The sequence below is a fragment of the Pseudomonas sp. 1 genome, from assembly GCF_056626735.1.
Map to the genome: position 1 here is coordinate 149553 of NZ_JBWXMQ010000016.1, position 20646 is coordinate 170198.

Sequence of the window (20646 nt, forward strand, 5' to 3'; positions counted from 1 at the left end):
GCATGCGCACCGAACAACCGAAGATGATTTACCTGAAGGACTATCAGGCGCCCGAGTACCTGATCGATGAAACACACCTGACCTTCGAGTTGTTCGAGGACCACAGTCTGGTCCACGCGCAACTGGTGATGCGCCGCAACCCGGCCCGTGGCCCGGGCCTGCCGCCGTTGGTGCTCGACGGCCAACAGCTGGAACTGCTGTCGGTGACCCTGGCAGACCAGGAACTGAGCGCCGCCGACTACCAGCTGACGGAAAACCACCTGACCCTGCAACCGGCCAGCGAAACATTCACGGTCGACACCAGCGTCAGGATCCACCCGGAAACCAACACCGCACTGGAAGGCCTGTACAAGTCCGGCACGATGTTCTGCACCCAGTGCGAGGCCGAAGGGTTCCGCAAGATCACCTATTACCTCGACCGCCCGGACGTGATGAGCAAGTTCACCACCACCGTAGTGGCCGAGCAGCACAGCTATCCGGTGCTGCTGTCCAACGGCAACCCGATTGCCAGCGGCCCCGGCGAAGACGGCCGTCATTGGGCAACCTGGGAAGACCCGTTCATGAAGCCGGCGTACCTGTTTGCGCTGGTGGCCGGTGACTTGTGGTGCGTTGAAGACTCTTTCACCACCATGACCAACCGCAACGTGGCGCTGCGCATTTATGTCGAGCCGGAAAACATCGACAAGTGCCAGCACGCCATGAACAGCCTGAAGAAGTCGATGCGCTGGGATGAAGAGGTTTACGGTCGCGAGTACGATCTGGACATCTTCATGATCGTCGCCGTGAACGACTTCAACATGGGCGCCATGGAGAACAAGGGCCTCAACATCTTCAACTCCAGTGCCGTACTGGCCCGTGCCGAAACCGCCACCGACGCTGCGCACCAGCGGGTCGAGGCGATCGTCGCCCACGAATACTTCCACAACTGGTCGGGCAACCGCGTGACCTGCCGCGACTGGTTCCAGCTGTCGCTGAAAGAAGGCTTCACGGTATTCCGCGACGCCGGGTTCTCCTCCGACATGAACTCGGCCACGGTCAAGCGCATTCAGGACGTGGCGTACCTGCGTACCCACCAGTTCGCCGAAGATGCCGGCCCGATGGCCCACGCGGTGCGCCCGGACAGCTTCATCGAGATTTCCAACTTCTACACCCTGACCGTGTACGAAAAGGGCTCGGAAGTGGTCGGCATGATCCACACCCTGCTCGGCGCCGAAGGCTTCCGCAAGGGCAGCGACCTGTACTTTGAACGCCACGACGGCCAGGCCGTGACCTGCGATGACTTCATCAAGGCCATGGAAGATGCCAACGGCGTCGACCTGACCCAGTTCAAACGCTGGTACAGCCAGGCCGGTACACCGCGACTGGCGGTCAGCGAGTCTTACGACGCCGCTGCGAAAACCTACAGCCTGACCTTCCGCCAGAGCTGCCCGGAAACCCCGGACAAGGTTGAAAAACTGCCGTTCGTGATCCCGGTGGAACTCGGCCTGCTCGACAGCCAAGGTAACGAAATCGCCCTGCGTCTGGCCGGCGAAAGCGCTGCTCAAGGCACCACTCGTGTGATCTCGGTGACCGAAGCCGAGCAGACCTTCACCTTCATCGACATCGCCGAACAGCCGCTGCCGTCATTGCTGCGTGGCTTCTCGGCGCCGGTGAAACTGAGCTTCCCGTACAACCGCGATCAGTTGATGTTCCTGATGCAGCACGACACCGACGGTTTCAACCGTTGGGATGCCGGCCAGCAATTGTCGGTGCAGGTGTTGCAAGAGTTGATCGGTCAGCAGCAGAAGGGCGAAAGTCTGGTGCTCGACCCGCGTCTGGTTTCCGCGCTGCGTACCGTGCTGTCGGACGAGTCGCTGGATCAGGCGATGGTCGCGGAAATGCTCTCGCTGCCAAGCGAAGCCTACCTGACCGAAATCAGCGAAATCGCCGACGTGGAGGCGATCCACACCGCCCGCGAATTCGCCCGTCAGCAACTGGCGGACAACCTGTTCGAGGCGCTGTGGCTGCGTTATCAGGCCAACCGCGATCTGTCGAAGCAAACCCCGTACGTGGCCGAAGCCGAGCACTTCGCCCGTCGCGCGTTGCAGAACATCGCGCTGTCGTACCTGATGCTCAGCGGCAAGCCGGAAGTGCTGGCGGCGACGCTCGAACAGTTCGACAGCTGCGACAACATGACCGAGCGCCTGACCGCGCTGGCCGTGCTGGTCAACTCGCCGTTCGACGAACAGAAAGCCAAGGCGCTGGCCAGTTTCGCCGAGCACTTCAAGGACAACCCGCTGGTCATGGATCAGTGGTTCAGCGTGCAGGCCGGCAGCACCTTGCCGGGCGGTCTGGAACGTGTGAAGGCGCTGATGCAGCACCCGGCGTTCAACATCAAGAACCCGAACAAGGTGCGTGCGCTGGTCGGCGCCTTTGCCGGGCAGAACCTGATCAACTTCCACGCGGCGGACGGTTCGGGCTATCGCTTCCTTGCGGATCTGGTGATCGAGCTGAACGGCTTCAACCCGCAGATCGCTTCGCGTCAACTGGCGCCGCTGACTCGCTGGCGCAAGTATGACGGTGCTCGTCAGGCGCTGATGAAGGCGGAGCTGGAGCGGATTCTGGCGTCCGGTCAGCTGTCCAGTGATGTGTATGAAGTGGTCAGCAAAAGCCTGGCGTAAGCTGGGATAGCACCGCTTAAAACTGTGGGGGCGACGGTGCGACGATTCGACTTGCTCGCGAATGCGGTAGTTCAAACGACATCTGCGTGTCTGATACGCCCTCTTCGCGAGCAAGCTCGCTCCCACAGTTGTTTTGCGTTTCCTCAGTTACTTCAGATCAAACCGGTCCAGGTCCATCACCTTCGCCCACGCGGCAACGAAGTCGTTGACGAACTGTTCCTTCGCATCGGAACTGGCATACACCTCGGCCAGCGCCCGCAGTACCGAGTTGGAACCGAACACCAGATCGACCCGGGTCGCCGTCCATTTCACGCTGCCGGTTTTACGGTCACGACCTTCGAACTCGGTTTTGGACGTCGGTTTCCATTCCACGCCCATGTCTAGCAGGTTGCGGAAAAAGTCGTTGGTCAGGGTGCCGGGTTTGTCGGTGAACACCCCGTGTCTGGTTTTACCGACGTTGGTGTCCAGTACGCGCAGGCCGCCAATCAGCACGGTCATTTCCGGTGCCGAAAGGGTCAGCAGTTGCGCCTTGTCGATCAGCAACGCTTCGGCCGGCACGCGATAGGTGGTGGCAGCGTAGTTGCGGAAGCCATCGGTGTGCGGCTCAAGGAAACCGAACGATTCGACGTCGGTCTGCTCCTGACTCGCATCGGTGCGCCCCGGATTGAACGGCACGGTCACCGTGTGCCCGGCATTTTTCGCCGCTTGCTCGACCCCGGCATTACCAGCCAGCACGATCAGATCCGCTAGCGAGACTTGCTTGCCGGATGCCCCGGCGTTGAACTCGTTCTGAATGCCTTCGTAGACTTTCAGCACCTTGTCCAGTTGCTCCGGCTGATTGGCCTGCCAGAACTTTTGCGGCGCCAGACGCAGACGCCCGCCATTGGCGCCGCCGCGTTTGTCCGAACCCCGGAAGGTCGATGCGGCCGCCCAGGCAGTGGAGACCAGTTCCGAAACGGACAGCCCCGATGCCAGCACTTTGTCTTTGAGCGCCTTGATATCGCTGTCGTCCACCAGTGGATGTCTGGCCTCGGGAATCGGGTCTTGCCACAGCAGTTCTTCCTGGGGCAATTCCGGGCCGAGGTAGCGCGACAGTGGGCCCATGTCACGGTGAATCAGCTTGTACCAGGCGCGGGCGAAGGCGTCGGCCAGTTGATCGGGATTGGCCAGAAAACGTCGCGAAATCTTCTCGTAGGCCGGGTCGAAACGCAGGGCCAGGTCGGAAGTAAGCATGGTCGGGTCTATGCGTTTGTTCGGGTCGTGGGCGTGGGGAATGGTGCCGGCCCCGGCGCCGTTTTTCGGTTTCCACTGATGGGCGCCGGCCGGGCTTTTGGTCAGTTCCCACTCGAAGCCGAACAGGTTTTCCAGATAGTTGTTGCTCCACTTTGTCGGGGTGGTGGTCCAGGTCACTTCCAGGCCGCTGGTGATGGTGTCGGCGCCCTTGCCGGTGCCGAAGGTGCTTTTCCAGCCCAGGCCTTGTTCTTCAAGGCCGGCGGCTTCCGGTTCCGGGCCGACGTTATCGGCCGGGCCCGCGCCGTGTGTCTTGCCGAAAGCGTGGCCGCCGGCGATCAGGGCGACGGTTTCCTCGTCGTTCATGGCCATGCGGCCGAAGGTTTCGCGGATGTCCCTGGCCGAGGCCACCGGGTCCGGATTGCCTTCCGGACCTTCCGGGTTCACATAGATCAAGCCCATCTGCACGGCGGCGAGCGGGTTCTCGAGGTTGCGTTCGCCCTGATTGGTGCGGCTTTCTTCATTGCCGTGTTCGGCGGGCTCGGCCACCAGCGTGCCTTCGCCCGGCGGCTGCATGGATTCCGGATCCTTGCCGTAGCGGTTGTCGCCGCCCAGCCATTTGTTTTCCGAGCCCCAGTACACGTCTTCATCCGGTTCCCAGACGTCGGGCCTGCCGCCGGAGAAACCGAAGGTCTTGAAGCCCATGGACTCCAGCGCGACGTTGCCGGTGAGAACGATCAGGTCGGCCCAGGAAATGTTGCGGCCGTATTTCTGCTTGATCGGCCACAGCAGGCGGCGGGCCTTGTCGAGGCTGACGTTGTCCGGCCAGCTGTTGAGCGGGGCGAAGCGTTGCTGGCCGGAGCCGGCGCCACCACGGCCGTCAGCGGTGCGATAGGTGCCGGCGCTGTGCCAGGCCATGCGGATGAAGAGCGGTCCGTAGTGGCCGAAGTCCGCTGGCCACCACTCCTGCGAGTCGGTCATCAGCGCCGTCAGATCGCGTTTGAGGGCCTGGAAATCCAGGCTTTTGAAAGCCTTGGCGTAGTCGAAGTCCTTGCCCAGCGGATCGGACGCGGGCGAGTGCTGACTCAGGATTTTCAGGTTCAGTTGATTCGGCCACCAATCGCGGTTCGTCGTGCCACCGCCGGCGGCGTGATTGAACGGGCATTTCGATTCATTTGCCATGTTCGGGTCCTTATCAGGTCATCTGCGGCCGGCTCGTGCCGACTTCGGAGTAGTAAGGCTAGACCCGACTCGGAGAGTCAGCTAATAGGCCGACTATTGGTGCCTGATAGGCGCAGTCTCTTACGTGAACTGTCGGGCGCCGGCGCCGGGCAGGGCGCTGAAATGCCCGTGCTTGAGCGATGTTTTGCCAATGTGTGGAAGAAACGTGATGGTCATTGGAAATGTTATTGTATAACATAAAAATGATTTCATCTGATTGATGCCGGTCACACGCACTCTGTCTCGCCGGCATTGATCCTCACTTTTCTGCCTGACGGATTCCTGAAATGCCTTCCCGTTTCCACTCCTTCCAACCCCGCCTGACGCTCATGGCCTCTGCGTTGCTGATCGCTTCCCCGACATTCGCCGCCGACCCGCTGGAGCTGCAACCGCAAGTCATCACCGGCAATCCGCTGGGCAGTCAGACCCTGGCCTCGCCCTCGACCGTGTTGAGCGGCGACAACCTGACGCTGCAGCAAAAAGGCAGCCTCGGCGAAACCCTGAACAAGCAGCCGGGCGTGTCCTCGTCCTACTTCGGCCCCGGTGCCAGTCGCCCGATCATTCGCGGGCAGGACGGCGATCGCATTCGCATCCTGCGTAACGGCGTCGGCGCGCTGGACGCCTCGTCGCTGTCCTACGATCACGCGGTGCCGCTGGACCCCGTCAACGTCGAGCGCATCGAAATCGTCCGTGGCCCCGCGGCCTTGCTGTACGGCGGCAGTGCCATCGGCGGGGTGGTCAACACCTTCGACAACCGCATCCCGACCGAAGCCATCGAAGGCATTCACGGTGCCGGCGAGTTGCGCTACGGCGGCGCCGACACCACCCGCAGCAGCGCTGGCAAGCTCGAAGCCGGTAACGGTCAGTTCGCCTTGCACCTAGACGCCAGCGCCCGCGAGTTCAATGACCTGAAGATTCCCGGCTACGCCAAGACCCGTCGTGAACGGGCGAACGACGATGGCGATTCGAAGAAGCATCGGCTGGCCAACAGCGACGGTCGTCAGGACGGCGGTGCGGTGGGCGGGTCGTACACCTGGGATGACGGTTACGCGGGGCTGTCGTACAGCAATTACGATTCGAACTACGGCTCGCCGGCTGAAGACGATGTGCGCATCCGCATGGAGCAGGAGCACTACGCCTTCGCCTCGGAAATCCGCAACCTCGACGGCCCGTTCAGCTCGGTGAAACTCGACGCTGGCTACACCGATTACCAGCACCGTGAAATCGAGGGCGGCGAGGTCGGCACCACGTTCAAGAACAAGGGCTACGAGGCGCGGGTCGAAGCCCGGCATCAGCCGCTGGGGCCGTTCAACGGGGTGATTGGCGCGCAAGTCAGTCGCAACGAGTTCTCGGCGTTGGGCGAAGAAGCGTTCGTGCCGCACACTGATACCGATGTCGGCGCGCTATTCATTCTCGAAGAGCTGCAAGCCACGGATCGCCTGCTGTTCACCCTCGGCGGACGCCTTGAACACACCACGGTCGACCCCGACGCCAAAGGCAAAGAGCGCTTCGCCAATGCCGATCGCTCCAGCAGTTTCACCGCCGGCAGCCTGTCATCCGGTGCGGTGTACACGCTGACGCCGGTCTGGTCGGTGGCTGCCACGCTCGGCTACACCGAACGCGCGCCGACGTTCTATGAGCTTTACGCCAACGGCGCTCACGTCGCCACCGGCACCTATGAAGTCGGGGACGCGGGGCTGTCGAAAGAGAAAGCCGTCTCCAGCGACCTGGCCCTGCGTTTCGACAACGGTACGCACAAGGGCAGCGTCGGCGTCTTCTATAGCCATTTCTCCAACTACATCGGCCTGCTCGGGACGGGCCGCACACTCAACGACGAAGGCGAGGGGGACGCCGACGGCATTCCCGAGTACACCTACTCCGGCGTTCGGGCCCGTTTCAGCGGCATCGAAGCGCAGGATCGCTGGACCCTCGGCGAAAACGCCTACGGCAAGTTTGCACTGGAGCTGTCGGGCGACTACACCCGGGCCAAGAACCTCGACAACGGTCAGGACCTGCCGCGCATCGCACCGCTTAGATTGAACACCGGTTTGTTGTGGGAGCTGGATCGCTGGCAGGCGCGGATCGATGTGGAACACGCCAGTTCCCAGCACCGGGTGCCGGACAACGAAAGCAGCACCGACGGCTACACCACGCTGGGGGCAAATGTGGGTTATCACTTTGATGTTGGTCAGAGCAAATGGCTGGCCTTCGTCAATGCCGAGAACCTGACCAACCAGACCGTGCGTTACGCCAGCTCGATCCTGCGCGATATTGCGCCGGCAGAAGGGCGCAGCATTCAGGTCGGGCTGCGCACCACGTTCTGATCGTTCACACCGGACAGGCGCCAGCGTCGTTGCGACGCTGGCGTTGATCTCAACTCGATTGAGCGGTGTCTTCTTCCGGGATCTCGTCCAGCAGATCCTGTTGCCCCGGCAGTTCTGTGATCACGCTGAAATCACTGACCTCCACGGCGCCCAGCCCATACCCCAACAAGTGGAACGAGAACGCCTTGCGCGGTTGCGGGTTGTCGAAGCTGAAATCCATTTCCAGCGGCTGATCTGCCGTGGCGACCATCTCGGTCGGCAGTCCCAGTTGCACGTCCTGTTCGAACTCCTTGGCCTTGAGCTGAATGTACGCTGCCTGCTGCGGGTCGACCGAACGCACGGTCAGGCGCACGCGGGTGTGGGAGCCCTTGGGCATTTCCAGGTATTGCGCGCCGATCAGGTTGTCGGCCCAGTCGTCCTTGATCTGCGCTTGCAGCGGGATGACGTTGGTACTGCCGAACTGATAGCGCTGGTTCAGCGGGGTGCGCAACAGCGACAGGTCCAGGGCCGAGGCGCGGGCGGCGATGTCCCGGGCGTTCTGGCCGCTGGCGTTGCCTTTGAACGTGGCGCTTTCGGCGATGAATCCTTCGCTGGCGTAATTGCGGCAACGGCGTGGCATGTCGCATTCGGTCAGGAGGCCGCGACCGTCGTGATAGCGCAGCTTGCCGTTGGTGAACGACATGATTTCGCGGCCCGAATCGTAATCGCGAAACAGCGAGCGGCCGCTGAGGGCGGAAGGCACCGGAAAGTCGAAGTAATCCAGGATCGACGCGCTCAGATCGACGTGACCGTAGACCCCGGCGTTCAGGCGGGGCAATTGCGCCTGCTCCGGCGCGAGGGTCAGGTTGAAGCCCCAGGACGACGCGAGGCGGACGCCGTCGATGCCGTGGGATTCGTCAGAAGTGATAACCACCAGTGTGTCTTTCAGCACGCCCTGGCGTTCCAGGCCACTGAGAAACTGCTCCAGCGCATCGTCCAGATAACCGACGGCGGCCTGCTTGGGCGTGTCGTAGCGTTGCAGGTACTGCTCGGGCGCGGAGTAGGGCTGGTGCGTGCCGACGGTCAACAGCGTGAGCATCCACGGCTGTTTCTGTTTTTTCAGTTCGCCGACGTATTTCAGCGCGCCTTCGAAAAACGCCTTGTCGTCCTTGCCCCACGGGAACTCGAGATAGTTGGCGTTGGTGAACCACTCCAGACCATGGGTCGCGTCGAAACCGATGTGCGGCATGATCTTGTCTTTGGCCATGAACCGCAGCCCTGCGCCTTGCAGGTAATGCGTGGCAAAACCGTGCTGGCGCAGCTGTGCCGGCAGGCAGGCTTGATTGCGTTCGTGCTGGGTCAGCATTTCCACGCCTTTGGGCGTGCCGTTGTCGAGTTTGTCGTAGTCGCCGCAGAGCATGGCGTACAGACCGCGAATGGTCTGGTGGGTGTGCAGCACGTAATCCGGAGTGTTCATGCCGCGCTCGGCCCAGCGGCTGAGGTTGGGCATCAGGTCTTCCTGATAATGACTGCCGATGGCCCGGCGATTGGCGCCGATGTAAGCGCCGGGAATGCCTTCGAGGGCAACGATCAGCACATTGCGCGCCTTGCCCTTGGCCGCCAGCAACGGGTGACCATTCAGATCAACATCGGTGAGCCCGGCCATGGGCGGAGGAGCGACCTGAGTGTCGCCGTCCAGCCATTCTTCGGTCTGCATTTGAAGATCGGCGACCTGCGCGGCCAGCAACTGGTGCGGCAGGTTGTACAGGCGCCACGGGTCGTCATCGCTCGGGGCCAGGTGTTGCGCGCCCCAGTACGCTGAGAACAGCAGCACCGGCATCGCCCAGATTGCGCGGGGCAGAGCGCGAACCGGTGTTGCACGTCGATTCCAATGACTGAGCAGCCACAGGGCGAGAGCCACCAGCAGCGCAACCGCCACACCGGGATGGGCGAAGCCACCGCCGGTGGAGTTTTCCACGAACTGCGGGTCGATCAGGTAATGCAGGTCTGCCACGGTCGGCAGGCGACCGACCGCGCTGACCAGTTCCGCGGTCGCTACCGCCAGCAATCCCCAAAACAGCAGCACCGGCAGCGCCAGCCACCAGGGACGGCGGTGTAACAAAACCATCAACAGACTGCCGATGGCCAGATCCGACAGATAACCGAACAGGCTCGACCAGCCGAGTGCCGCCCGCAGGCACACCGGCACGATCAGTACCAGGAAAACCAGAGAAAGAAGACGGGCATCCAGGCGCCGCAACCGTTGACAAAGAGCGCTCACAAAAAAGACCTTCCAGCCATCAAATCGTCACAAAAGTGTGGGCGATCATACCAAGGGTGGGCTGTCTGATCGCCTTTTTAAACGGCCGGGTGATCTGATCTTGAAAGCCACGGTGAGCCACCCGGACGAGGCTGGGCCTTGATCGGCGTCAGTCCTGGCGATTTTTCGGCCTGAGCGAGGCAGCGGTTTTATTGTTTCAGGCTGTTTAACCGGCTTTTGATCCATTGCTGCTGCATTTGCGAACCAGTCCGATTTACAATGCGCGCTCCCTGATGGAGTCGGTCGTCGTGGATTTACTCACGCAACTTCATGCGCAGCTCAGCCGCTGGGTGATCGATCCGGTCACCCAGCGGTTCCTTGGCCTGTTCGATTTGAACGGCCGTCTTGGTGTGGCGTTTCTGCTCACGTCCTACGGCGTGGCGTACGGCCTTTATCGCTACCGAAAATCCCGACACCTGACACAGGCCCGCTCCTTCTGGCAATTTGTCGGCGGTGGTCGTGTCCACGGGCATCGTTCGGCCTGGCTGGATTACCGTTATTACTTCATCAAGGCGATTCTGAAGGTGGCCCTGGTATTGCCGGTTGTTGGTCTCGTCGACCCGTACATCCTTCGTTCGGGCGACTATGCGCGGTTTTTCACCCAACTCTGGGGCGCTCGCGAGCAGGTTCCGGATCACCCGCTGATCGCGTTGTTCTACGGTCTGGGCGTTTTCCTGTTCAGGGATTTTCTGCATTACTGGATTCACCGCGCCTTCCACTCCCGCTATCTGTGGGAGTTTCACAAGGTTCACCATTCGGCGCCGGTGCTGGTGCCGGCCACCGCCAGCCGGATTCACATCGTCGAATCGATCGTTGAACGGATCGTCATCACCGCCGGCCTCGGCGCGTTTGCGGGTGTGGTCTGGTACGCCTGCGGTGGTGAAGTCAGCCGCTATACGCTGTTCGGCGTGACCTGGCTGGCGCTGATCATCAACAGCCTGGCCTCCAATCTACGGCACAGCCATGTCTGGCTGTCGTTCGGGCCAGTGGTCGAACATGTGCTCAACAGCCCGGCCCAGCACCAGATCCACCACAGCGACGCGCCACGACATTTCAACAAGAACTTCGCGATCAATCTGTCACTGTGGGACTGGCTGTTCGGCACGCTGTACGTCACCACTTCAAAGCCCGAAGACTTGCGCTTCGGAACGGGCGAGCAGGACCACGCCCGCTACCTGACGCTGTACAGCCTGATCGTCACGCCGTTCGTGGACACCGCCAAACGCTTGTCGTCGAACGCCGACGGTCTCAAAACCCGGTTCAACCAGCGTACGCCTTGAATACTCGTCATTGTTGAACAACCCGCACGTCCGCTTGCCGGATGGGCGGTAAACCCGCGTCTATAGTGAGAGGGCTGTGTGAGACGGGTGGCGCACCTCAAGTTGCGACGGGAGGCGCCGAGTGAACAATCTGCTGTTTTTCATTCAGGAGATCGCCATGAGTCAGATTGAAAAAGTCCTCTATACCGCGAAAACCCACACCACCGGTGGACGTGACGGCGCATCGCGCAGTTCCGACGGGATCCTTGATGTAAAACTGTCGTCGCCCGGTTCCAGTGGCGGCGGGACCAATCCGGAACAATTGTTCGCCGCAGGCTGGTCGGCGTGTTTCATCGGCGCGATGAAAGCGGTGGCGGGGCAGCAGAAAATCAGCCTGCCGGCAGACCTGGCGGTGGATGCCGAAGTGGACCTGGGCACTAATTCGGGAGGGTATCTCCTGCAGGCGCGACTGAATGTGAGCCTGCCGGGCATGGAGCGCGGTGCGGCGCAGCAGTTGGTGGATGCGGCGCATCAGGTGTGCCCGTATTCCAAGGCCACGCGCAACAACATCGAGGTCGAATTGAAACTGGTCTGACCTCCAGACGCAAAAGGGGCGGCATGATCATCGATCATGCCGCCCCTTTTGTTTTTTTAAGCCGTATCTGTCAATCAGCGATCAATGCATCTTGCTGTGATCGTGGCCTTCCATGGTCAGCGCCTTGACCGGCGCTTTCACTTCAACGGTTTCCTTTTCACCCTTGGCGTTTTCGACGGTCAGGGTCAGCGGCACGCTGTCGCCTTCCTTCAGCTGACCGTTCAGGCCCATCAGCATCACGTGGTAGCCATTCGGATCAAAATTGACGGCTTTGCCGGCCGGCAGGTCGACCGAGTTGACCGGGCCCATGCTCATCACGTCGTTCTTCATGGTCATCTCATGAATCTGCACGTTCTTGGCCGCGGGCGATGCAACACTGAGCAGCTTGCTGTCGCTGTCGGCGGTGACGGTCATGAACGCACCGCTGGCCGACTGGTTCGGCACGGTCGCCCGCACCCACGCGTCGTCGACCCTGGTCTGCGCCGAGACCTGGAAAGCCAGGCCCAGCAGCGACAGGCCCAATACGGCACGTTTGATGTTGTTCAGAAAAGGATTCATCAGCAGACCTCCATGACGGTAAGCAAATCTTCCGTGCACTCTTGTGCCGAAAGCGATTGAGACAGGCCCACACGCAACGTGCCCCGGGTGTCGTAGACATAACTGGTGGCGGTGTGGGAAAGGGTATAGGTGTCGCCGGCCGGGACTTTTTCGTAGAACACGTCGAATTCCTTGGCGGTGGCCTTGGTTTCTTCGAGGGTGCCATACAGCGCGACGAAGCTTGGATCGAAGGTCTTGACGTAAGCGTCGAGGATTTCCGGGGTGTCGCGTTCCGGGTCGAGGGTGATGAACACCACTTGCAGGATGTCGCCGTCCTTGCCCATCAATTTCTTGATTTTCGCGGCGCGGGCCAGCGTCGTCGGACAGATCGCCGGGCACTGGGTGAAACCGAAGAAGATCATCGGCATCAGGCCGCGAAAGCTCGACAGCGTCACGGTGTTGCCTTCGGTGTCCTTGAGCTTGAAGGTGCGTCCGAGGATCTTGTCGCTCAGATCCTTGCCGTACTTGTACGACAGTTCGCCGCGGGTGTCGCAGCCGGCGAGCAGGCCGAGACCGAGTACGCCCATTCCCGCAAGCACCTTGCGGCGAGTCAACAAAGCCGTCATTTCATACCGCCCTTTGGAGCCCGCCAGTCGGCAGGACAGGCGGGCGGGTTAACCGTAAAAGCGGCGCATGATACCAAAATGATCCGGCAGGTCGGTTTTTGATCACCCGTCAATGTCGGAGCGGGCGACAAAAGGTGTAAGAAAAAATGACTCAAGGTGATGGCGAAGACGGCTCGGGCGGGCTCCAGCCACCGCCCAGTGCGGTGTACAGGTTCACTTGCGCGACCAGTTGCGCCAACCCTTGCCGGCCTCGCGGTTGCGGATGGTCAGGTGCAGGCTTCGCTCGTCGGCGGCCAGCGTTTCCCGGGCCAGCGTCAGCAACTCCTGATCGACGTTCAGCGCGGCTACCCGCAGATCACGATTGTTGATCAGCGCGCTTTCGATCAATTGCTGCAACGCCGGGTCATTGAACAGCGCGCGCCAGTCTTCGACCCGGGGTGTGCGCGGGGATTGCGCGGCATACGCCGGACCTTGTGGATACTGCGCAGCGCTCGGCGATGCCGGTCGCTGGTAGTCGGGAGTCAACGAGCAACCGCCCAGCAGCAGTGCCACGGACAGGAGGGAGATCGGGAGCCTGGACATCAAACAGCCTCGTTCACGAATAAGAGCGGAGGCCGGGCGTCCGATAAAAGGAAGCGCGGATCAGGCGCCGGCCATCCATCTGGCCAGACCGTGTCGTCCGCTGACACCGAGCTTGGCGGCCGCATGCTTGAGGTAGGTTTCGATCGAGCTGTTTTTTGACCCTCAGCTTCTCGGCCATCTGCGGTACGGCGCCGCCGGTCAGCAAGCCCAGGCAGACTTCTTTTTCTCGTACCGACAACGTGATGTCGCCCAGTGCCATACCCTCCGCACACTGAGTCTTGCCGAAAAAAAGCCCCGCAAAGGCGATTTTTTCCGCCTGTCGTTTGCGTCGTCGCCGTGTCTATGCCTCGTTGAGCGAAGGTAATGCGGCATCCACCAGCTCGATCCAGTGCCTGACTGGCGTACGCCTCGCGCCGTCGAGGTGAGCCTGACAACCGATATTGGCGGTGGCGATGACATCAGGATGGCCGCTCTCCAGGGCGTTGAGCTTTTGGTCGCGCAGTTGCCGGGCCAGTGTTGGCTGGGTCAGCGAGTAGGTGCCTGCCGAGCCACAGCACAGATGTGCGTCCGGTACGGTCGTGAGGTTGAAGCCCAGCCGGTTCAGCACCGATTCCACCGCGCCGCCGAGTTTTTGTGCGTGCTGCAGGGTGCAAGGGCAGTGGAAAGCCAGACGCTGATCAGCGTGGATGCCCAGGGATTCGAGCGGTTCTTCGCGCAGCACCTCAACGAGATCCCGAGCCAGCGTGCTGACACGTCTTGCCTTCTCGGCGTATACCGGATCGGCGCCGAGCAAATGCCCGTAATCCTTGATGAACGCACCGCAACCGCTGGCGGTCTGCACGATCGCCTCGGCCCCCCGTTCGATGGCCGGCCACCACGCATCAATGTTGTGGCGGGCGCGGTCAAGGCCGGTGATCTGGGCGTCGAGGTGATAATCCACGGCGCCGCAACAGCCAGCCTCACGGACGGGAATCACGCTGACGCCCAGACGATCCAGCACCCGTGCCGCTGCTGCATTGGTATTGGGTGACAAACCCGGTTGCACGCAACCCTCCAGCATCAACACTTGCCGTGCATGGCGGATGACTGGACGTGATGCAGGCGTCAACGCATTGCGTGGCAGTTTGTCTTGCAAGGTATCGGGCAGTAGCGACCGGAACATCTGCCCGCCATTGACCAATCCTTTGAACAACCGTGGATTGGGTACGACACTTCGAAGTCCTTCTCGCAGAAGGCGCTGTCCGGGCGGTCGCGGGACGGCGGCGTCGACTACCGCCCGCCCTATGTCGAGCAGGTTGTGATAATCCACGCCGGAAGGGCAGGTGGTTTCACAGTTGCGGCACGACAGGCAGCGGTCCAGGTGTTGCTGGGTTTTCGCCGTGACTTCGTTGCCTTCGAGCACCTGCTTGATCAAGTAGATGCGCCCGCGCGGGCCGTCCAGTTCATCGCCGAGCAATTGATAAGTCGGGCAGGTCGCGTTGCAGAATCCGCAATGAACGCACGTGCGCAGGATGCTTTCGGCCTCTTCGGCGCGGGGCAGTTGTCGGGCTTGCGGGCTGAGGGTGGTCTGCATGGCTCAAAGCTCCGCGTACAGAAGGCCGGGGTTGAAAATGCCCCGGGGGTCGAGTTGTCGTTTGAGTTGACGGTGATAGTGAAGCAAGGCGGGCGCCAGTGGATGGAACGGTTCATCGATCAAACCGTGGCTATAACAGGTCGCATGGCCGCCGACGTCGCCGACCGCTTTGCGAATGACCGACGCTTCGGCCGTCGATTTGAGCCAGCGTTGCGCTCCGCCCCAGTCGAGCCACTGCTTGCCGGGCAGGTCCAGCGGCGGTGTGTTGAGTGGTACGGACAGGCGCCAGAGCGGGTGGTCTTCATCGAAGAAGTCCAGGCGTTGTTCGTTGAGGTCGGCCCAGAACGAATTGTCGATCAGCTCGCCGCCAAGGCGATCACGGGCGGCCGCCACTGAACCTTCACCACCCTCCAGGCGCAAGTGCAATTGCCGGCCATCGTGACACGCGGCGCTGATCGGCAACGGCTGCTGGCCCCATTCGGCCAGGCGCAGCAGAGCATGTTCGCTGGTCATTTCCAGACGCAGGCTAAGGCACGCGCGCGGTTTGGGCAGCACTTTGAGCGACACTTCAGTGATGACACCCAGCGACCCGTAACTGCCAGCCATCAGGCGCGACAGATCGTAGCCGGCGACGTTCTTCATGACTTCGCCACCGAAACGCAGGTGTTTGCCATGACCGGTGATGATCCGCGTGCCCAGCACGAAATCGCGCACCGATCCCGACCAGGGCCGACGCGGCCCGGACAGCCCAGTGGCGATCATGCCGCCGACCGTTGCGTCGTCGGCGAAGGCGGGGGGCTCGCACGCCAGCATTTGTTGCGAGGCGTCCAGCACGGCCAGCAACTTTGCCAGCGGAGTGCCGCAGCGCGCGGTGATCACCAATTCGGTCGGGTCGTAGCTGACGATGCCGCGATGGGCGCGGGTATCGAGAATTTCCCCTCCGACGATGCGTCCGAGAAACGCTTTGCTGTTGGCTCCCTGAATGCGCAGCGGCGTAGCGTTTACCAGTGCCCGGTTGACCTGTTCGAGCAGTGCGGCGCTGTCATCGAAATCTTTGGTGTCACCCATCAGAACCGCTCCAGTTCGGGGAAGGGCAATTGCCCGTGGTGTACGTGCAGGGCACCGAATTCGGCGCAGCGATGCAGGGTCGGAATATTTTTGCCGGGATTGAGCAGTCCACCGGGGTCGAAGGCTGCTTTCACGGCATGGAAAAGGGTCAACTCATCGCGGTTGAACTGCGCGCACATCTGGTTGATTTTTTCCCGGCCCACGCCATGTTCGCCGGTGATGCTGCCGCCGACCTTCACGCACAATTCGAGGATCTTGCCACCCAGCGCTTCGGCTCGTTCCAGTTCGCCGGGCTGATTGGCATCGAACAGAATCAATGGATGCATGTTGCCGTCGCCGGCGTGGAATACGTTGGCGACCCGCAAGCCATATTCGGCTGAAAGCTGCGCTATCGCGTGCAGTACGCCGGGCAACTCGCGGCGCGGGATGGTGCCGTCCATGCAGTAATAGTCCGGCGACAACCGACCTACGGCGGGGAAGGCATTCTTGCGTCCGGCCCAGAACCGTACGCGCTCGGCTTCGTCACGGGCCTGGCGCAGTTCGGCGGCGCCGGCCTGTTCGAGCACTTGGCGAACCCGCGCGCAATCATCGTGGACATCCGCTTCAACACCATCGAGTTCACAGAGCAGAATCGCCTCGGCGTCTACTGGATAACCGGCGTGTATGAAGTCTTCGGCGGCGCGGATCGCCAGGTTGTCCATCATCTCCAGGCCGCCGGGAATGATGCCGGCCGCGATGATGTCGGCTACTGCACGGCCGGCTTTTTCCACGGAGTCGAACGCCGCCAGCAGCACTTTGGCGGTTTGCGGTTTGGGCAAGAGTTTGACCGTGACTTCGGTGATCACCCCGAGCAGTCCTTCGGAGCCGGTGAACAGCGCCAACAGGTCGAAGCCGGGAGAATCCAGCGCATCGGACCCCAGCGTCAGGCGTTCGCCATCCACGGTAAGAATCTCGATCTTGAGCAGGTTGTGAACGGTCAGGCCGTACTTGAGGCAATGCACGCCACCGGCGTTTTCCGCCACATTGCCACCGATGGAGCAGGCGATTTGCGAGGAAGGATCAGGCGCGTAATACAGCCCGAACGGCGCAGCGGCCTGGGAAATCGCCAGGTTGCGCACGCCGGGTTGAACCCGTGCGGTACGTGCTTCGGGGTCGATCCGCAGAATATTGTTGAAGCGCGTCATCACCAGCAGCACGCCTTTTTCCAGTGGCAGGGCACCGCCGGACAAACCGGTCCCGGCGCCCCGGGCCACCACCGGTACCCGCCGTTCGTGGCAGATTCGCAACACGCCCTGAACTTCATCGATGTGCCGTGGCAGCACCACCAGCAGCGGCGTGGTGCGATAGGCCGAGAGGCCATCGCATTCATACGGCTTCAGTTCTTCAAGCTGATGCAGGACTTCAAGATCCGGCCATTGGTGGTGCAGGGCTTGCAACAGCGCGGCTTTGTCGACATCGGGCAAAACGCCGTCGACCTGTTCGTCATAGAGAATGTTCATGATCGCTGGACGACCCTCCGTTGTCGTTATTCGAGGTCGGTGCCGTTTTCCATCATTGGGCTGCTGATACCGAGAAGTAAAGCGTAGCGGCCGGAGGTCCGTTGTCTCGCGCTTCTGTATGCCGCTACTTCAGGACTGCGATTGCGACGATGCGTCGGCAGACGGCCTGAGAAGGGTGGGACACCACCCAACGCCCGAGCAGTGCGGGCGTTGGGTGGTGTCAGCGAACTTCAGTCCAGATCGCTTGCTTGATGCCGCTCCGGAACCTGGCCGGCTTCATCGCCCCACGTCCGGTTGACGCGCTGGCCGCGAATTACCGCAGGCCGGTCAGCAATCTCTTGCGCCCAGCGTTGCACGTGGGTGTATTCGTGAGCGGAAAGAAACTCGGCGGCGGAGTACACGTTGTTGCGCACCAATTGCCCGTACCACGGCCAGACCGCGATGTCGGCGATGGTGTAGTCGTTGCCGGCGAGGAAGGCGCTTTCGCTCAGGCGGCGGTCGAGAACATCCAGCTGCCGCTTGGTTTCCATGGTGAATCGGTTGATCGGGTATTCGAGCTTTTCCGGCGCATACGCATAGAAATGACCGAAACCGCCGCCCAGGTAAGGTGCTGATCCCATCTGCCAGAACAGCCAGTTCAGGGTTTCGGTGCGTGCCGCCAGGTCGGTGGGCAGGAAGGCGCCAAATTTTTCTGCCAGATAGAGCAGGATCGAGCCGGATTCGAATACGCGAATGGTCGGTTCTACGCTGCGATCCAGCAGCGCCGGGATTTTCGAATTGGGGTTGATCTCGACAAAGCCGCTGGAGAACTGGTCGCCCTCGTTGATGCGGATCAGCCAGGCGTCGTACTCGGCGCCGGAATGTCCGAGCGCCAGCAACTCCTCAAGCAGAATGGTCACTTTCACGCCGTTGGGCGTGGCCAGTGAATACAACTGCAACGGATGTTGGCCGATCGGCAGCGTCTTTTCATGCGTCGGCCCGGCAATCGGGCGATTGATGCTGGCGAACTGGCCGCCGGACGGAGCGATGTGTTTCCAGACCTTGGGTGGAGCGTAGGGCGCCTTGCTCATGAAACGGACCTCATCGGTTGTATGCCGCAATGACTTGAGCCGGACAGCGAGCGTGCCAGACTTTTGTCGAACAGAACACCATGCAAGGGCGTTTGAATGCCACTGGTGGTTCGCTGAAAAACGTTGATCGGCTGCAGACGCATTGCCGGGTTTTTGTCATTCAAGGCGTCAGGTGGCCGCTTCTCCTTTGATAGACGAGCGGGCAGGGCTTTTGCGCGAATCTGTCCGCAGTTGCGCCGGACTCACGCCCAGACGCTGCCTGAAGGCTGTGGTCATATGCGCCTGTGAGTTAAAGCCACAGGCGAGGGCAATCTGCGAAAGACTGTCTGTTGTATCGCGCATCGACGCTCGGGCTTTGGCCAGTCGTCTGTCGATCAGGTAACTGTGGGGACTTTTGCCGGTCGCCTGTTTGAAAGCGCGCATGAAATAGCCCTCGGACAACTCCAGCAGTTGCGCCATAGCCGGAACGCCGAGAGGGTTGCCGAGGCCGGCGTCGATGAATTCATCCAGCAGGCGCATGCGGCTGCCGGTGATTGAACCTTGCTGCGTTGCGGTCGCATGACCTTCAACCCGTTCTGCCAGGTTGAGCGCCCAGCTTTCCCAGTCATCTTCCAGAGAGGTTTTCAGCAGTGCGCTGCGCATTCGCGACGCGAGGTAGATCGCTTGCGGGTCGATGCGATTGTTGAACGCCTCGTCGCCGGCCAATGCTGTGCCGTCGGTGCGTATCACCCGCAGATATTCGCCGCCCATGGGCGACTCGGAGAACACGTCACAGCCAGCCGGAACAAACGCCAGGCCATTGGGCATTGCATCGAAGGGGCGTATCCGGTCACTACCAATGGCGTGCACGCCGCGCTGGCTGTCGAAGGCAAAGCCGATTGCCGACTGGGGCGCCACGTATCGTGCCGAGTAGGCTGCGCCCGGCAGCAACTCGATCACCCATGGGCCGGCTTCGACACGACGTATCGGCTCGGCGACGGTTATGGCGGGACGACGGTTTCGATGGCTCATGAACGCCATAGTAGTGAAGGGCGTGCATAAAAGTCAGGTCTGTTTTTTGAAAGCCGATGTGAAGCGTCTGTGCCTAGACTGGGCCAAAGTCCAAGGAGCCACTTATATGCACGCACTCACTCGCGACGACATCGAGAACGCTGCCCGCCAGGTTTATCAAGTGATGCCGGCTACCGCCCAATACCGTTGGCCGCTGCTGGCAGAACGGCTGGGCTGCACAGTTTGGGTCAAGCATGAAAACCACACGCCGACCGGTGCCTTTAAGGTGCGTGGCGGTATCACGTTCATGCACTGGCTGCGTCGCGAACATCCCACTGTCAAAGGCATTGTCTCTGCGACGCGTGGCAATCACGGTCAGAGCCTGGCGCTGGCAGCGCAGGCGGTGGGCCTGAAAGCATTGATCGTGGTGCCGCAGGGCAATTCGCTGGAAAAGAACAACGCCATGCGCGGCTTCGGTGGTGAAGTGGTCGAGTACGGGCGCGATTTTGACGAGGCGCGTGAAGAGGCGGCGCGTTTGGCGCAGGAACATGACCTTTTTCTGGTGCCGCCTTTTCACGTTGAACTGGTCAAGGGCGTGGCGACTTATGCGCTGGAGCTGTTTGGTGCTGCATCGGATCTGGATACGATTTACGTGTCCATTGGTTGCGGATCGGGGATCTGTGGTGTGATCGCTGCCCGTGACGCGCTGGGACTGAATACTGAAGTGGTGGGGGTTGTATCGACAGAGGCCGCGGCCGCCAAGCTGTCGTTCGACGCGAACATGATCTGCGAAACCGCTTCGGCGAATACGTTCGCGGATGGCCTGGCTGTGCGCAAGCCGATTGCCCAGGCGTTCGACATCTATAAGGAAGGAGCGGCGAGGATCGTTTCGGTCAGCGAAGGCGAGATCGCCGAGGCCATGCGCGTGTATTACACCGACACTCACAACCTTGCAGAGGGCGCGGGTGCCTCAGCGCTGGCAGCGTTGATGCAGGAGCGTGGAAGGATGCAGGGGAAAAAGGTCGGGGTGATTCTGTCCGGGGGGAATATTGACCGATCGGTGTATGCGAGGGTTATTGGTTGAGTGCTGACTTGCCGGTGGATGCACTCATC

Annotated in this window: 14 protein-coding genes and 2 pseudogenes; 5 read left to right on the plus strand and 11 right to left on the minus strand. The window is 61.3% G+C overall.

All coding sequences use genetic code 11. The features are described 5' to 3' along the window. Positions 1 to 2: 2 nt before the first annotated feature. Positions 3 to 2660 carry an aminopeptidase N gene (gene pepN, locus AC1MDC_RS23040; protein ID WP_480393727.1) on the plus strand — a complete coding sequence of 886 codons (2658 nt, stop codon included), beginning with the start codon at positions 3 to 5 and terminating at the stop codon, positions 2658 to 2660. A 147-nt stretch (positions 2661 to 2807) separates the two neighbouring features. On the opposite strand, the gene katG is transcribed toward pepN, so the two are convergent. Further along, on the minus strand, positions 2808 to 5072 hold the full coding sequence (gene katG / locus AC1MDC_RS23045; RefSeq protein WP_480393728.1) for a catalase/peroxidase HPI: 2265 nt from the start codon (positions 5070 to 5072) through the stop codon (positions 2808 to 2810). A 326-nt stretch (positions 5073 to 5398) separates the two neighbouring features. Here katG and AC1MDC_RS23050 point away from each other — a divergent pair, with 326 nt between their 5' ends. Further along, positions 5399 to 7435: a TonB-dependent receptor gene (locus AC1MDC_RS23050; protein WP_480393729.1), complete on the plus strand. Its 2037-nt coding sequence runs from the start codon at positions 5399 to 5401 to the stop codon at positions 7433 to 7435. 49 nt (positions 7436 to 7484) lie between these two features. Here AC1MDC_RS23050 and AC1MDC_RS23055 read toward each other — a convergent pair whose 3' ends face one another. Then, positions 7485 to 9695 (minus strand): LTA synthase family protein, encoded by a 2211-nt coding sequence (locus AC1MDC_RS23055; protein ID WP_480393730.1) that lies wholly within the window; start codon positions 9693 to 9695, stop codon positions 7485 to 7487. Between the two features lie 272 nt (positions 9696 to 9967). Between AC1MDC_RS23055 and AC1MDC_RS23060 the strand changes: the two genes are divergently transcribed. Both AC1MDC_RS23060 and AC1MDC_RS23065 read left to right on the plus strand, forming a co-directional pair. Beyond that, on the plus strand, positions 9968 to 11014 hold the full coding sequence (locus tag AC1MDC_RS23060) for a sterol desaturase family protein (protein ID WP_413541592.1): 1047 nt from the start codon (positions 9968 to 9970) through the stop codon (positions 11012 to 11014). 157 nt (positions 11015 to 11171) lie between these two features. After that, on the plus strand, positions 11172 to 11588 hold the full coding sequence (locus tag AC1MDC_RS23065; RefSeq protein WP_007956881.1) for an organic hydroperoxide resistance protein: 417 nt from the start codon (positions 11172 to 11174) through the stop codon (positions 11586 to 11588). 81 nt (positions 11589 to 11669) lie between these two features. Here AC1MDC_RS23065 and AC1MDC_RS23070 read toward each other — a convergent pair whose 3' ends face one another. The 9 genes and pseudogenes from AC1MDC_RS23070 to AC1MDC_RS23110 all read right to left on the minus strand — a co-directional run bounded on the left by AC1MDC_RS23070 (position 11670) and on the right by AC1MDC_RS23110 (position 19554). Beyond that, the gene (locus AC1MDC_RS23070; protein WP_480393731.1) at positions 11670 to 12146 is read right to left on the minus strand and encodes a copper chaperone PCu(A)C; all 477 of its coding nucleotides are present in this window, start codon (positions 12144 to 12146) and stop codon (positions 11670 to 11672) included. Beyond that, positions 12146 to 12751: an SCO family protein gene (locus AC1MDC_RS23075; RefSeq protein ID WP_039770777.1), complete on the minus strand. Its 606-nt coding sequence runs from the start codon at positions 12749 to 12751 to the stop codon at positions 12146 to 12148. The genes AC1MDC_RS23070 and AC1MDC_RS23075 overlap by 1 nt, the downstream gene beginning before the upstream one ends. A gap of 327 nt (positions 12752 to 13078) precedes the next feature. After that, positions 13079 to 13333, minus strand: a pseudogene (locus AC1MDC_RS23080) (multidrug transporter); the annotation flags it as partial. A 60-nt stretch (positions 13334 to 13393) separates the two neighbouring features. Further along, positions 13394 to 13592 (minus strand): annotated as a pseudogene (locus AC1MDC_RS23085) (LuxR C-terminal-related transcriptional regulator); the annotation flags it as partial. Between the two features lie 81 nt (positions 13593 to 13673). Next, positions 13674 to 14906, minus strand: a complete 1233-nt coding sequence (glcF, locus tag AC1MDC_RS23090) for a glycolate oxidase subunit GlcF (protein WP_480393732.1) — start codon at positions 14904 to 14906, stop codon at positions 13674 to 13676. A gap of 3 nt (positions 14907 to 14909) precedes the next feature. Then, the gene (gene glcE / locus AC1MDC_RS23095; RefSeq protein ID WP_085704327.1) at positions 14910 to 15974 is read right to left on the minus strand and encodes a glycolate oxidase subunit GlcE; all 1065 of its coding nucleotides are present in this window, start codon (positions 15972 to 15974) and stop codon (positions 14910 to 14912) included. Continuing rightward, positions 15974 to 17473, minus strand: a complete 1500-nt coding sequence (gene glcD / locus AC1MDC_RS23100; RefSeq protein WP_480393733.1) for a glycolate oxidase subunit GlcD — start codon at positions 17471 to 17473, stop codon at positions 15974 to 15976. The genes glcE and glcD overlap by 1 nt, the downstream gene beginning before the upstream one ends. A gap of 230 nt (positions 17474 to 17703) precedes the next feature. Beyond that, complete coding sequence (gene yghU, locus AC1MDC_RS23105; RefSeq protein ID WP_480393734.1) at positions 17704 to 18543, minus strand: glutathione-dependent disulfide-bond oxidoreductase; 840 nt, start codon at positions 18541 to 18543, stop codon at positions 17704 to 17706. 168 nt (positions 18544 to 18711) lie between these two features. After that, a complete protein-coding gene (locus AC1MDC_RS23110) occupies positions 18712 to 19554 on the minus strand; it encodes a helix-turn-helix transcriptional regulator (protein ID WP_480393735.1) in 843 nt (280 codons plus the stop codon). Positions 19555 to 19660: 106 nt separating this feature from the next. Here AC1MDC_RS23110 and AC1MDC_RS23115 point away from each other — a divergent pair, with 106 nt between their 5' ends. Beyond that, positions 19661 to 20617 carry a threonine dehydratase gene (locus AC1MDC_RS23115; RefSeq protein WP_480393736.1) on the plus strand — a complete coding sequence of 319 codons (957 nt, stop codon included), beginning with the start codon at positions 19661 to 19663 and terminating at the stop codon, positions 20615 to 20617. Positions 20618 to 20646: the final 29 nt, after the last annotated feature.